Origin of the sequence: Nostoc sp. (genome assembly GCF_036917555.1) — a bacterium.
In the GTDB taxonomy this organism is placed as follows: Bacteria; Cyanobacteriota; Cyanobacteriia; order Cyanobacteriales; family Nostocaceae; genus Nostoc.
The window spans coordinates 124,886-137,417 of the sequence record NZ_JBALDD010000022.1; the positions used below are offsets into that span (position 1 = coordinate 124,886).

A 12,532-nucleotide genomic window follows, 5' to 3' on the forward strand; every position below is an offset into this window, starting at 1 on the left:
TAAAATATCCGATTGAGTGGTCAAAAACATAGTGGCGGGTTTAAATCTTCCACTAATTGATTCTGAGTTTTGAATTCTGGCTTCTGAATTCTTCTTTAATTATTACTATAGGTTGAGAAAAGCAGAATAAATGCATCAAATATTTGCACCCACTGATACCGCTGCAAAATTAAATAAATGTGCCCAATTGCGGGTATTACTAGAATCGCCTCAACTCGACTTCATTATGGAAGCTCACAATGGGATTAGCGCCCGGATTGTGGAAGAGGCTGGATTTAAAGGAATTTGGGCAAGTGGACTAGCCCTTTCTGCTCAATATGGCGTTCGAGATAATAATGAAGCCAGTTGGACTCAAGTTGTAGAAATGCTGGAGTTTATGTCTGATGTCACCAGCATCCCGATTTTATTAGACGGGGATACTGGTTATGGCAACTTTAATAATATGCGTCGCCTGGTCAAAAAGTTAGAACAGCGAGGTATTGCTGGAGTCTGTATTGAAGATAAGCTTTTTCCCAAAACCAACAGCTTTATCAATGGGAGTCGCCAAGCTTTAGCTGATATTGATGAATTCTGCGGCAAAATTAAGGCAGGTAAGGATAGTCAGACAGACCCAGATTTTTGCATCGTCGCCCGACTCGAAGCTTTGATCGCTGGCTGGGATCTTTCGGAGGCACTGCGTCGAGCTGAAGCTTACCACGCCGCCGGAGCAACCGCAATCTTGATTCACAGTAAATCATCGCGCCCCGATCAAGTGCTAGCCTTTGCTAAAGAATGGGCGGGTCGTTCCCCGCTAGTGATTATACCGACTAAATATTACAGCACGCCTACTGATGTTTTTCGCAAAGCTGAAGTTAATTTGGTCATCTGGGCAAACCATCTGATTCGATCTGCTGTTGCGAGTATGCAAGCGATCGCGCGTGAAGTGAAGAAGAGTGAAACTTTAATTAACATTGAAGATGATATTGCTCCTGTAAAAGAAATTTTCCGACTACAAGGGGCGGATGAACTCATAGAAGCTGAAAAACGCTATTTTAACAACGGACGACAAAATACCCAAGCGATCGTTCTGGCTGCTAGCAGAGGACAAGAATTAGCAGGATTGACGCAAGATAAACCAAAAGTGATGTTAGCCCTTGGAGGTAAACCTCTACTCAGGTTGTTGGTGGATAAATTCAAGAAACTTGCCATCAATGATATTACCGTTGTCGCCGGTTACAAAGCAGAAACTATCAATGTTCCAGGGACTAAAGTCATCCGTAACCCAGATTATGAAACAACGGGAGAATTAGCATCCTTAGCCGTAGCTCAAGCCAGTTTTGGCGAAGAAATGCTGGTGCTTTACGGCGATTTACTATTTAGAAGCTACATCCTGCGAGATTTATTAGAATGTCCCGGAGAAATTGTGGCTGTGGTTGATTCTGTAGCCAATAGCAAATCTGTTAGCGGTTCACCTGACTACGCCTATTGCTCAATTCCAGACGATCTTTCTCTGTTTGGACAGGATGTCAACCTGTTGAACATTTCTAAAACCACACAAACGCAATTAGGAAAGTCTAGCGGCCGCTGGATTGGGATGCTGCGCTTACGAAGTCAAGGTAGAAAGTGGCTGAGTGAAGCACTCAATGAATTGCAAAAACGACCGGAATTTAACAGTCTGGGTTTGCCAGAATTATGTAATTATTTAATCGAGCAAGGCAAACCGATCAAGGTACTTTATATTCGCGGTAACTGGTTAGATGTTAATTCTTTAGATGATCTTGACCTTGCTTTTCAACTGAAGCAATAGAGAGTGAGGATTGGGGAGTTCCAAGAGGACGTGAGTTCGACAAGTCTTGTTTGACCTCTCCCCCAGATTCTCTCAGTGTCGGAGAGGGGAGCAAAAAGCCGAATTTTTCGTTGCTCCTCCCTTGCTTTCCGAAACAAAGAGGGAGGTTGCGAAGGAGAGGTTCATCAAACTCACGTTAAGAGGATCGCCCCGTAATTCCTCTTTTGTCACTCTCAGAAAACAATAATCGAAGCAAGATTCTGAAACTTCTATTTAATAAAGCTTTGATCCTTTATTTTCTAACACTAATTCCAGTTTGTAGCCAAAACTTGAAGACTAAAGCTTAGAAAGGCTTTCAGCGATTGGGTATCGCCCCATTTGTGATTGGCACGAATACTTATTCACCTCGAAGGAGTAAGCATAATAAAGCGATCGCTCCAAAAAAATCTCAATTTATCCCGCAAAGGGAGCAACGCCGGATTCCTATTTAATTTTTGAAAAGCTGAGAAAATCGAAGCCTTGCGTCATAGAGGTTAGAGTCTCAGTATTGCAACAATTACGGAAAAGAAGTATTAATAATAGTCGTAGCAGAGCGATCGCTCGTGATTATCTCCAGCAAAAACGTGACATTAACTTTGATGCTGTGAAGTATCGCTCTAAATTTGGAGCTATAGCCTCCCATGCTCACCTCACCCTACTAGGGGAATTAGGTAATTTTCTCTTTGGTAAATGGAAACAGCAAGTTTATCAAACAGAGCTATTCGAGACATTTCGCCAAGCACACTATAGCGCTCAAGCAGTTTATCAACTACCCTTTACAGTTGCCGAAGGTTTAGCAGCAATTATTTCAATACAGATTTAAGATTTTCTGTATCTGTTATACAATAATTTGGTTGTAATACTAATAGGCACGTCATAGTCATACGGGGTAATATAGAAAATTATATTGACTTAAGAGCTTGTTTACACAGCAATTTACTCTCAACTTGCCTTTCCGTTACAATTTGGGGTTGGTCGAGTACTAAAAGAGGATTAGCTTCTTTTTGATATGGGTCCAGATGAACTAGTCTCATTTATGTTTTTTCTATATAAAACTAGAAGAGGATTAGGTTTCTTTGATATGAGTCCAGATGAACTAGTCCCATTTATGTTTTTTCTATATAAGTGCCTTTAATATATTTTTGAGCTTTTTGATTGTCTCACTTTTTCTGCCTCAATCTTCTAAGCATTTTAACTTAGTTCACCAGCAATAAAATTGTAATATTTTATGTTGTATTTTGAAGTGCAGAATGTGGGCAGCAACACGCTACTTTTTATTTTAACCCCGACTGCACGTTCCATAAATTAGCATAAATCCCATTTTTCTCCAACAATTTTTCATGTGTTCCAGACTCAACTAATTCTCCATATTCCATCACATAAATACAATCAGCATTGCGGATAGTGGAAAGACGATGGGCTATGGCTATCGTCGTTCTATTAACAGTAATACGTTCCAAAGAACGCTGAATAGCAGCTTCAGTTTCATTATCTACCGCTGAAGTGGCTTCATCTAATATCAAAATTGGTGGATTCTTTAAAACAGCCCTAGCGATCGCAATTCTTTGGCGTTGTCCACCAGATAATTTTTGACCCCGTTCTCCAACTATTGTCTCATAATCTTGGGGTAGCCGCAGAATAAAATCATCAGCTTCGGCAATTTTCGCAGCTTCAATTATTTGTTCATCGGTAGCATTAAAAGTACCATAGCCGATATTTTCAGCAATCGTACCATGAAATAAGAATACATCTTGGCTGACCAAGCCGATACTACGACGCAAATCACCTAGATTTAATTTTTGGATATTAATACCATCAATTGCGAGTGTCCCAGAAGAAATATCATACAATCGCAATAATAATTTAACTAAAGTGCTTTTTCCAGAACCTGTAGAACCAACAATAGCAATAGTTTTACCTGCGGGGATATGTAAAGATAGTTTTTTAATTACTGGCTCTCTATCTTGATAAGCAAAAGTAACTTGTTTAAAGTCAACTTCACCACGCACTTTATCTATTGATAAAGATTTATCTCCCCTAGCAATTTTGATGGGAGTATCTAATAAATTCATGATCCGCTTGGTAGAAGCCATTGACCTTTGATAGTTGTCAAATATTTCTCCTAATTCTACGAAAGGCCACAATAATCTCTGTACTAAAACGAGTAAAACACTGTAACTACCAATAGATATTTTACCAGCATATGTTGCCATACCCCCCCAAAATAATAAGGCTAAGAACCCTACTAGAATTAACATTCTGATTAAAGGATTAAATGCAGCAGAAAGTTTAATTGCTTTGGTATTACTTTTTTTATATGCTTCGCTTTCTCCTGCAAATCTAGCACTTTCATAATTTTCAGCAGTAAAACTTTTAATTGTGGTAATACCACTGATATTATTTGCTAGCCGGGAGTTCAAAAAGCTCACCCTTTCCCGCACCTCAGCATAACGAGCTTCCAGAAGCTTTTGATAAGTAAAGGAACCCCAAATAATAAATGGTATTGGCAACATTGCTACCAAGGTTATAGAAAAAGGTAAAATCAACAAACTACCACCAATTAAAATGATAATTGAGGTAATTATATTGATAATTTTATTAGCCCCAAAATCCAAAAAATCTTCTAGCTGATTTATATCATCATTCAAAATTGACATCAAACCGCCAGTACTGCTTTCTTCAAAGTAAGCTGAATCTAATTCTTGTACATGATTATAGGCATCCAAGCGTAAATTGTGCTGGATATTTTGGGCTAAATTACGCCAAAGTCTATTATATGCGTACTCAGAAATTGATTCTAGAATCCAGACAAGGATAGTGATAAATGAAAGCAGTAAAAATTGCCAAAATATATCTTTTACACCCAACTTGGAAAAGAAAGAATTTTGTTGCTCTACGAGAATATCTACCGCAATACCAATTAACCACGGTGGTGCTAAGTCTAAAATCGTATTGATGATAGAACATAATGTTGCCTGCCAAATTTGTTGGCGATATTGGTTGCTATAGTTGAGCAAGCGTTGTAAAGGAGAGGCTGAATTTCTAGGATTTTTAGATACTATAGGAAATTTTGATGTGGTTGTCACGACTGTTTCTTGTTTGTAGTTAGGTGATTAATAAGAGCGATATCTTTAGTAGAAATCTAATTAGGAATTTAAGTAAATTTATTTTTTATTTACTTTTCCCTTGCGTCCTATCGGTACACACATTGGCGTCTCCACCACTGGGTCAAGAATAATCCGACATTCCAACCCAAAAACTTCTTGAACCATTTCCTGAGTCATCACTAGCTTTGGTTCCCCAGCAGCAAAAATTCGACCATCTTTGACTGCAACTAAGTAATCAGCATAACGGCACGCCTGATTTAAATCATGCAGCACCATCACAATTGTCCGTCCCTGAGTTTGATTTAACTCATACAACAAATCCAAAATCTCTATTTGGTGTGCCAAATCTAAAAAAGTAGTCGGTTCATCTAAAAGTAAAATATCTGTATCTTGCGCTAGCACCATTGCAATCCAAGCTCTTTGTCGTTGTCCACCAGACAAAGTATCTAATGCTCTATCTGCCAATTCCAACAAATCTGTAATTTCTAGTGCCTGCTGCATGATTTTTTCATCTTTTGCCGACCACTGCTGTAACCAATTTTGATAAGGGTAACGTCCTTGTGCTACCAAATCTCGCACTGTTAACCCTTCTGGTGCTACTGGCCCTTGGGGCAAAATACCTAACTGCTGTGCTACTTCTTTGGTGGAAAGATTAAAAATAGATGTTCCATCAAGATAGACTGTACCGCCACGGGGTTTAAGCAATCTTGCTAGACCTCGTAACAACGTTGATTTACCACAACCATTAGCACCAACTAAACCACTAATTTGTCCAGTGGGGATTGCCAAATTTAGGTCACGGATAATCAGCGCATTATCGTAAGCTAAAGACAGACTTTTGGTTGACAGTCCTTTCATAAGTGAAACCATTTTAGATTTTAGATTTTAGATTTGTGAAAACCTGATTTTTGGGTTGATAAAGTTTTTATTAAATCCTTAATCCCCAGTCTCCAGTCCCTTATTTTTTGCGGTTACGAATTAATAAATAAAGAAAATAAGGAGCGCCAACAGCAGCAGTTACCACCCCACAAGGAAGTTCGATAGGTGCAAACAGCGTTCTGCCTAACAAGTCTGCCATCACAACAATCACTCCTCCCAAAAGTGCAGAAGCAGGAATCAAACCTTCATGGGTTGCACCTACCAACTGTCGTCCTAAATGGGGTGCGATTAAACCAACAAAACCAATATTTCCAGCGGTTGCGACTCCTGCACCTGCTAAGGCTACACCCACCAGCACGAGTAAACCACGTTGCCATTCCACTTGACTACCCAAACTTTTGGCGACATCATCTCCTAAATTTAAAGCGTTCAAATGCCTTGCTAGTGTCAAAGCCATTGGGACAAAAACAATTAACCAAGGTAACAAGGAAAAGACTTGCTCCCAAGTCCGTCCGTAAACGCTTCCAGCTAACCAAACCAAAGCATTACTAACGTCAGAAATTTCGCCAAAGGTAATCATCAAGCTGGTTATGGCACTGGCGATCGCAGACAAGCCAATACCCATTAAAATTAATAGAATCGGAGAACTACCGTTGTTCCAAGCCAGCGAGTAAATTAAAATCGCCATTAGCAAAGCACCAGCAAAAGCTGATATAGGTAAGGTGTAAATTGGTGCCCAAGGAAATAGCACAATTACTGTAACTGCCGCCAGACTCGCCCCAGCATTGATGCCGATAATACCTGGGTCAGCCAATGGATTGCGTGTCAATCCTTGGAAGATAGTGCCAGAAATTGCTAGCGCCACTCCCACCATAAAAGCTACAAGGGTGCGGGGTAGACGCAGATTCTGAATCACGAATGAATGGTCTGGGTTTCCTGTATCTAAACCCAATATAGTTTTCACAATATCTAAAGGCGAGATTGGATATTCACCCCGCCCTATATTCATCACCATCGCCACTACAATCGCGACTGCCAAACATAGCAGTATGAGTGGTACACGTCGGTCAATTCGGAAAGATATCGCCTGCGAACGAATGACTAGCCAATCAACCTTCATTTTTTCACCTTCGACTTAACCAGGTAGACAAAAAAAGGAGCGCCAACTATTGCTGTCATTACACCTACAGGTAACTCCTGTGGTTTTAGCAATACACGGGCGGCAATATCTGCGACCAGGAGTAAAATAGCACCCAAAACTGCACAATAAGGTAATATCCAACGATAATCGGCTCTAATGTAAAATCTCACTATATGGGGAACAACTAAACCAATGAAGCCGATTGGCCCTGCAAGAGCGACAGAACTTCCTGCTAGTAAAACTACGCTGATAGCGGTAATTATTTTGATCCAAGCTGTCTGTTGACCTAAGCCTTTGGCGACATCTTCACCTAAACTCATAGTGGTAATTTGTCTGCCGAGGGCAAAAGCTAATACTAATCCCATACCGATGAAAGGTAGTAGTTGTAAGAATAAATTAAAATCTCGACCTGATAATGAACCAGCTAACCAAAATCTTACTTGTTCGAATGTTTGTTGACTGACAATGAGGATACCGGTGGTGAGGGAAGAAATCAGAGCAGTTAACGCCGCTCCTGCGACTGTCAGATTTAGTGGGGTGGCTCCTCCCCGTCCCAGAGAACCAAGGATGTAAACGAACACCGCTGTTACTCCCGCACCCAAAAAGGCCACAAAGGCGTAAATACTTAGGGATGAACTGCCAAAAACAAAAATTGCGACAACTACAAAGAGGGCGGCTCCCGACTCAATACCCAAAATACCTGGATCTGCTAAGGGATTTCGTGTCAAACCCTGCATCAATGCTCCTGATACAGCAAGAGCTGAACCTACAAAGATAGCAATTAGCGATCGCGGTAATCTTACAGTCTGAATAACTAAGTGATCGTAAGAACCATCAAAGGCTATAAAAGATGTCAAAATCTTACTTAGAGGTATTTCTGCTGCACCTAGCGTCACACTGCACACTAAGAAAATTAACAGTATACATAGTCCCAAAACCAGACCAAATAAGGCTGACATTTGTGGCTTTTCCAATTCTCTAGGTGACACTGTGGTTGCTTTTATCATGATCCTGCCGTCGCTTGAAAATTTTACACTCTGCTGATTAGTTGTTTTTTCAATGGGCACTCTCAATATGAAACAGCTTTTTAATCATTGGATTTGATAATCTTTCTTGATAAATATATAGATTACATGATCGTGTAGTCGTTTCCCCATTTTTTAAAAGGAATAAAAGATACTCTTACAGCTTTGATATATTTTCTCAACAAAGTGGTATTGTTAGATCAACTTAAATCTGCTTTGTCAAAGTCACTTGCGTGCCAAGAGGGGACTGGGAATCGGGGGACAAGGGGACAAGGAGAATAACCAATGCCCAATAGCAGTTTCAGTCACCAGGCGTTACATCTGTACATGGTGGTGTTCATGAGGATTGATAGTTTACTTAGGGTTTACAAAAGAAAATCAATACGCGTTTTACCCTTAATACTCAGTTTGATACTGGTTTTGTTTATCGGAAGCCGCACTATAGCTGTACCAACAAAATCCACAGAGATATTATGGGATACATCCGGTGTGCCGCATATCTACGGCAAAGATGACCAGAGTGCATTTTATGCCTTTGGTTGGGCACAAATGCAAAGTCATGGAGATTTGCTTTTGCGTCTCTATGGTCAAGCACGGGGACGCGCAGCCGAATATTGGGGAGAGAAATACCTGGATTCAGATCGTTGGGTACAGACTGTGGGAGTACCAGAACGCGCTCGTTCTTGGTACAAGGCACAGAGTCCAGCTTTTCGCGGTTATCTTGATGCTTTTGCTACTGGGATCAATGCTTATGCAAAACAAAATCCTGACTTGATTGACGATCAAGTTGAGGTGGTGCTACCAGTCAAGGCAGAAGATGTCATGGCTCACTTACATCGGGTACTCAATTTCACCTTTGTGGTCAATCCTGAGCAAGTATTAGACCTGAGCAAACAAAAGTTGCAAGCAGGATCTAATGGTTGGGCGATCGCACCAACTCATTCTGCCAATGGGAACGCTATGTTGCTAGCAAACCCACATCTACCTTGGTCAGATTTGTTTTTGTGGTATGAAGCCCAAATCACCGCACCAGGAATTGATGCTTATGGGGCAACGCTTGTAGGTATTCCCGTATTAGCGATCGCATTTAACAACAACTTAGGTTGGACTCACACCGTTAACACCTACGATGGTTGGGATGTTTATGAACTTACACTGGCAGGAAATGGTTATCGCTTTGATGACAAAGTTCGTAACTTCCTTTCCAAAACTCTTTCTTTAAAGGTGAAGCAGAAAGATGGCTCCTTGCAAGAGCAACCATTAGTAGTGAAAAGTTCTGTCCACGGGACTGTGTTCGTCGAGAAAAATGGTAAAACCGTGGCACTGAGAGTTGCAGGTCTTGACCGACCAAGTGTACTCCAAGAGTGGTGGGATATGGCACGAGCAAAAAACCTTGCCCAGTTTGAAAAAATACTCCAGCGCTTGCAATTGCCAATGTTTACAGTGATGTATGCGGATCGAGAAGGGCATATTATGCACCTATTCAATGGTCAAGTTCCAGTACGCTCCTTTGGTGATTTTAAATATTGGCAAGGCTTAATCCCAGGAAATACATCTAAAACCTTATGGACAAAAATTCATCCTTACAAAGATTTACCGCGTATAGTTGACCCTAAGAGTGGCTGGTTGCAAAATACAAATGACCCACCTTGGACAACTACATTTCCAGCCGCCATTAAAGCAGATAATTACCCAGCTTACATGGCTCCTCATTTCATGGATTTCCGCTCTCAACGTTCTGTAAGGATGTTGGCTGAGGATGACAAAATCTCTTTTGATGAAATGGTTGCAGACAAGTATTCTACCCGTATGGAACTGGCCGATCGGATTTTGGATGATTTAATTCCGGCTACACGTAAGTATGGTAATGACTTAGGGCAAAAAGCAGCTAGCGTTTTAGAAGCCTGGGATCGACAAGCTAATGCAGATAGTCGGGGAGCAGTACTATTTGCTTTTTGGGCTCAACAGATAGACTTAGATAAGACGTTTAGTAAACCTTGGAATGAAAATTCTCCACGCACCACGCCCGATGGTTTAGCTAATCCTGAAAGTGCAGTTGCAACTCTGCAAGCAGTAGCAGCACAGGTAGAAAAGACTTATGGGGCGCTTGATGTACCGTGGGGCAAGGTTTTTCGGCTACGGTTGGGTGATGTGGATTTATCTGCCAATGGTGGGGATGTCAACCTGGGAATTTTTCGTGCACTCGATTTTGCTCCTGAAGCAAATGGGCAATTCCAAGCTGTTGGAGGTGATTCCTATGTAGCTGCAATTGAATTCTCTAAGCCTGTACGGGCAATGGCACTTACCAGCTACGGTAATGCAACTCAACCCGGATCGCCCCACATTAGCGACCAGTTACAGATGTCCGCCAACAAAAAGTTGCGGACTGTGTGGCGCGATCGCTCAGATATTCTTGCCCATCTAGAAGAACGTAAAATATTCTGATTTTCTAGCACTTGCGATCGCTTCAAAACTTCCCCGGCTTGTAGACATCACCATTAATCAGTCTACAAGCCTGATGTCTAGGTTAAAACTTAGTTTCTGGAGATATCTGGGGCGTAGGCCTAGCCCGTAGCAGACATCCCATGACGTTTTGAGAAGCGATCGCAGTTTGCAGCGAGTAATTTCATCTAAAGATCAGCCTAAATAACACTGCTAATTTTGACTAGTCAGCCAGCAGGCAAGATGGAAAACAACACTATAGCATGGTGGATATATGCATTACTTTCGGCTGGCTTTGCAGCATTGACAACTATCTTTGCCAAAATTGGGGTAGAAAATGTGATAATCTCTTGGGTTGGTGCTTGGTAGCCACTTATTTTGACTACCCCGACTTATTGAGCCGATACGTTATGATTTACCTTCAGCAACTTCTTCCATTTTTTTGCGAAGACTAAGTGGTCTCATATCAGTCCAAACTTCTTTGATATAATCTAGACATTCTTGTTTTAAACCACTTTTGCCAGCATTTTTCCAGCCGAGTGCGTTTTCTCGGTCAGCAGGCCAAATGGAATACTGTTCTTCATGATTGACTACAACTTTGTAAATTGCTGTGTCTTCTTTGTTGTCTTGGTACATAATTTATCTCCTGCTATTTAATTAGCTATGCTTTCTAAAATTTTATAATCCAGTACTTCGCTACAATAAGTTAGTAGTCAGTGGCTCTAGCTGTCATTTAAGCAATAAAGTGCTTACTACTAACTCGTTTAACCTTCTCAATAAAGAAAGTTCATTAGATCCAAAAGTTTTGCAAACTAAAAAAGAATTAGGGTTTGTGCCGATGTTTGGGAAACTGGCAATCATCAGTGGTTGCGATGGCGCAAGGCAGCCGCAATATGCGATCGCTCTTGAGTCAATCCATAACAAGTTAAGCCAAAAGGTAGAATAGGCTATAAGCTGCTTTTAGAGAATTGTATTCCCCATCTCAAGTAAAAGACTGGTAAGACCTTTGGAAAACTTTTTGAACTACTGAATTTATTTAATAATAAAGATTATCATTAATTTGGTAACAAATCAAGCTACTCACTTCACATTTTTCCTCATCCTTCTTTCTTTTTAACGTGATAACTGCGGGTTCACCCATTTGTTTTGAAGTTAGAGCCATTGGTAAATAAGCTAGTCATAAGGGTTTGGGAGAAATCAGGTTTTTGGATGCTGGCGAGTGGTGAACCAATCAATACCCAAAATTGGCGTTGCAAAACAGTAGGAGAAATTTAGGTAGGCTCTTGAGGTAGTTCAGGGGAAGCAGGGGGAAAAATTTTGTAGCGCTTATTATCCCTGCATTCAGCAATGCGTCAAAATTAATTCGCTCCGATAAGGATCACAATCTGTGACAAACACCATAACCCTTATTCTTTTGTTCCGTCTTTTTTCTAACCACCCAGAAAATCAGCGAACCGATATTCAGAGATCAAAGCGATCACGGTGACTATACGATCATGTCTTCCCGAATAAACGTAACCAATTAGTTCTATTAATTTTGGTTCACTATGAGGCTTGTCAATTACTGTATCGTCTGCACTTAATATGCCACCTACTAAGTTGATATAGAGTTTAACTTCATCAAATAAGTCTTTTGGTTCATACTGCTCACGCAGCAAAAATCTATTGACACTATCATGAGACAAATCTTCCATGATTTCTGCCAAACGTGTGCAGCCTGGGTACAAAGATTGCTGCTAATAAAAATAGAGTATAAGTGTTGAGGTCACACTTGGCCGTCGATGGCTTGGTAGTTGCTCTGATAGTCGTCACCCTTAATGCAGACAACCTCAGTATTATCTGTCTTTCAATGCCTTTGGTGGTTAGCGATCGCCTATCTCTTCCTGATTTATTTCATGCATTTTCTGCCTCTTTTGTCAATGCGTAAGTACTAAGTAATTGTTACTAAAGCTAGATTTATCTTGTTGAGCAGTCTCTTTATTTGCAGAGTATTCTGATGGTTCTGGATCGCTAGAGCAGCAAAGGTGGCTCTTTTTTGCTAACGGGACTTAAACAAAAATTAAGCCCAAATGTAGCCCAAACTGGCTTTATAAGCAGCAAACAGGTCACGATTGAGAGTCAACCAATCAAAAAA

At 40.7% G+C, this 12,532-nt stretch carries 11 protein-coding genes and 1 pseudogene; 6 read left to right on the top strand and 6 right to left on the bottom strand.

Translation table 11 applies throughout. The annotated features are described in order from the left end of the window. The first annotated feature begins 130 nt into the window (after window positions 1-130). Both aepX and V7K60_RS08560 read left to right on the top strand, forming a co-directional pair. Window positions 131-1,786 (top strand): phosphoenolpyruvate mutase, encoded by a 1,656-nt coding sequence (gene aepX / locus V7K60_RS08555; protein WP_334924597.1) that lies wholly within the window; start codon window positions 131-133, stop codon window positions 1,784-1,786. A gap of 526 nt (window positions 1,787-2,312) precedes the next feature. Then, the gene (locus V7K60_RS08560) at window positions 2,313-2,627 is read left to right on the top strand and encodes a hypothetical protein (RefSeq protein WP_334924600.1); all 315 of its coding nucleotides are present in this window, start codon (window positions 2,313-2,315) and stop codon (window positions 2,625-2,627) included. A gap of 451 nt (window positions 2,628-3,078) precedes the next feature. Here V7K60_RS08560 and V7K60_RS08565 read toward each other — a convergent pair whose 3' ends face one another. The 4 genes from V7K60_RS08565 to V7K60_RS08580 form a co-directional block, all read right to left on the bottom strand. Further along, window positions 3,079-4,890: an ABC transporter ATP-binding protein gene (locus V7K60_RS08565; RefSeq protein ID WP_334924602.1), complete on the bottom strand. Its 1,812-nt coding sequence runs from the start codon at window positions 4,888-4,890 to the stop codon at window positions 3,079-3,081. A gap of 78 nt (window positions 4,891-4,968) precedes the next feature. Further along, a complete protein-coding gene (locus V7K60_RS08570) occupies window positions 4,969-5,769 on the bottom strand; it encodes an ABC transporter ATP-binding protein (protein ID WP_334924604.1) in 801 nt (266 codons plus the stop codon). Window positions 5,770-5,869: 100 nt separating this feature from the next. Then, window positions 5,870-6,910, bottom strand: coding sequence for a FecCD family ABC transporter permease (locus V7K60_RS08575; RefSeq protein WP_334924606.1), 1,041 nt, complete (start codon window positions 6,908-6,910; stop codon window positions 5,870-5,872). Then, window positions 6,907-7,938 carry a FecCD family ABC transporter permease gene (locus V7K60_RS08580; RefSeq protein WP_334924608.1) on the bottom strand — a complete coding sequence of 344 codons (1,032 nt, stop codon included), beginning with the start codon at window positions 7,936-7,938 and terminating at the stop codon, window positions 6,907-6,909. Before V7K60_RS08580 ends, V7K60_RS08575 begins: the two co-directional genes overlap by 4 nt. Window positions 7,939-8,295: 357 nt before the next feature. On the opposite strand from V7K60_RS08580, the gene V7K60_RS08585 reads away from it, so the two are divergent. Both V7K60_RS08585 and V7K60_RS08590 read left to right on the top strand, forming a co-directional pair. After that, window positions 8,296-10,401 (top strand): acylase, encoded by a 2,106-nt coding sequence (locus V7K60_RS08585; protein WP_334924622.1) that lies wholly within the window; start codon window positions 8,296-8,298, stop codon window positions 10,399-10,401. Window positions 10,402-10,617: 216 nt separating this feature from the next. Beyond that, window positions 10,618-10,767, top strand: coding sequence for a hypothetical protein (locus tag V7K60_RS08590; RefSeq protein WP_334924610.1), 150 nt, complete (start codon window positions 10,618-10,620; stop codon window positions 10,765-10,767). Between the two features lie 39 nt (window positions 10,768-10,806). Here the strand turns inward: V7K60_RS08590 and V7K60_RS08595 are convergent, their stop codons facing one another. After that, window positions 10,807-11,034: an MbtH family protein gene (locus tag V7K60_RS08595; protein WP_334924612.1), complete on the bottom strand. Its 228-nt coding sequence runs from the start codon at window positions 11,032-11,034 to the stop codon at window positions 10,807-10,809. A 169-nt stretch (window positions 11,035-11,203) separates the two neighbouring features. Here V7K60_RS08595 and V7K60_RS08600 point away from each other — a divergent pair, with 169 nt between their 5' ends. Then, window positions 11,204-11,344 carry a hypothetical protein gene (locus V7K60_RS08600; RefSeq protein WP_334924614.1) on the top strand — a complete coding sequence of 47 codons (141 nt, stop codon included), beginning with the start codon at window positions 11,204-11,206 and terminating at the stop codon, window positions 11,342-11,344. Window positions 11,345-11,834: 490 nt separating this feature from the next. On the opposite strand, the pseudogene V7K60_RS08605 reads toward V7K60_RS08600, so the two are convergent. Next, a pseudogene (locus V7K60_RS08605) lies at window positions 11,835-12,201 on the bottom strand (IS701 family transposase); the annotation flags it as partial. Between V7K60_RS08605 and V7K60_RS08610 the strand changes: the two are divergent. Next, a complete protein-coding gene (locus tag V7K60_RS08610) occupies window positions 12,158-12,325 on the top strand; it encodes a hypothetical protein (RefSeq protein ID WP_334924627.1) in 168 nt (55 codons plus the stop codon). The pseudogene V7K60_RS08605 and the gene V7K60_RS08610 overlap by 44 nt on opposite strands. Window positions 12,326-12,532: the final 207 nt, after the last annotated feature.

Excerpts from the sequence above, each read along its gene's own strand:
- V7K60_RS08585 (WP_334924622.1), top strand. The coding sequence starts at position 8,296 with ATGAGGATTGATAGTTTACTTAGGGTTTACAAAAGAAAATCAATACGC.
- V7K60_RS08575 (WP_334924606.1), bottom strand. The coding sequence starts at position 6,910 with ATGAAGGTTGATTGGCTAGTCATTCGTTCGCAGGCGATATCTTTCCGA.
- V7K60_RS08580 (WP_334924608.1), bottom strand. The coding sequence starts at position 7,938 with ATGATAAAAGCAACCACAGTGTCACCTAGAGAATTGGAAAAGCCACAA.
- V7K60_RS08570 (WP_334924604.1), bottom strand. The coding sequence starts at position 5,769 with ATGAAAGGACTGTCAACCAAAAGTCTGTCTTTAGCTTACGATAATGCG.
- aepX (WP_334924597.1), top strand. The coding sequence starts at position 131 with ATGCATCAAATATTTGCACCCACTGATACCGCTGCAAAATTAAATAAA.
- V7K60_RS08595 (WP_334924612.1), bottom strand. The coding sequence starts at position 11,034 with ATGTACCAAGACAACAAAGAAGACACAGCAATTTACAAAGTTGTAGTC.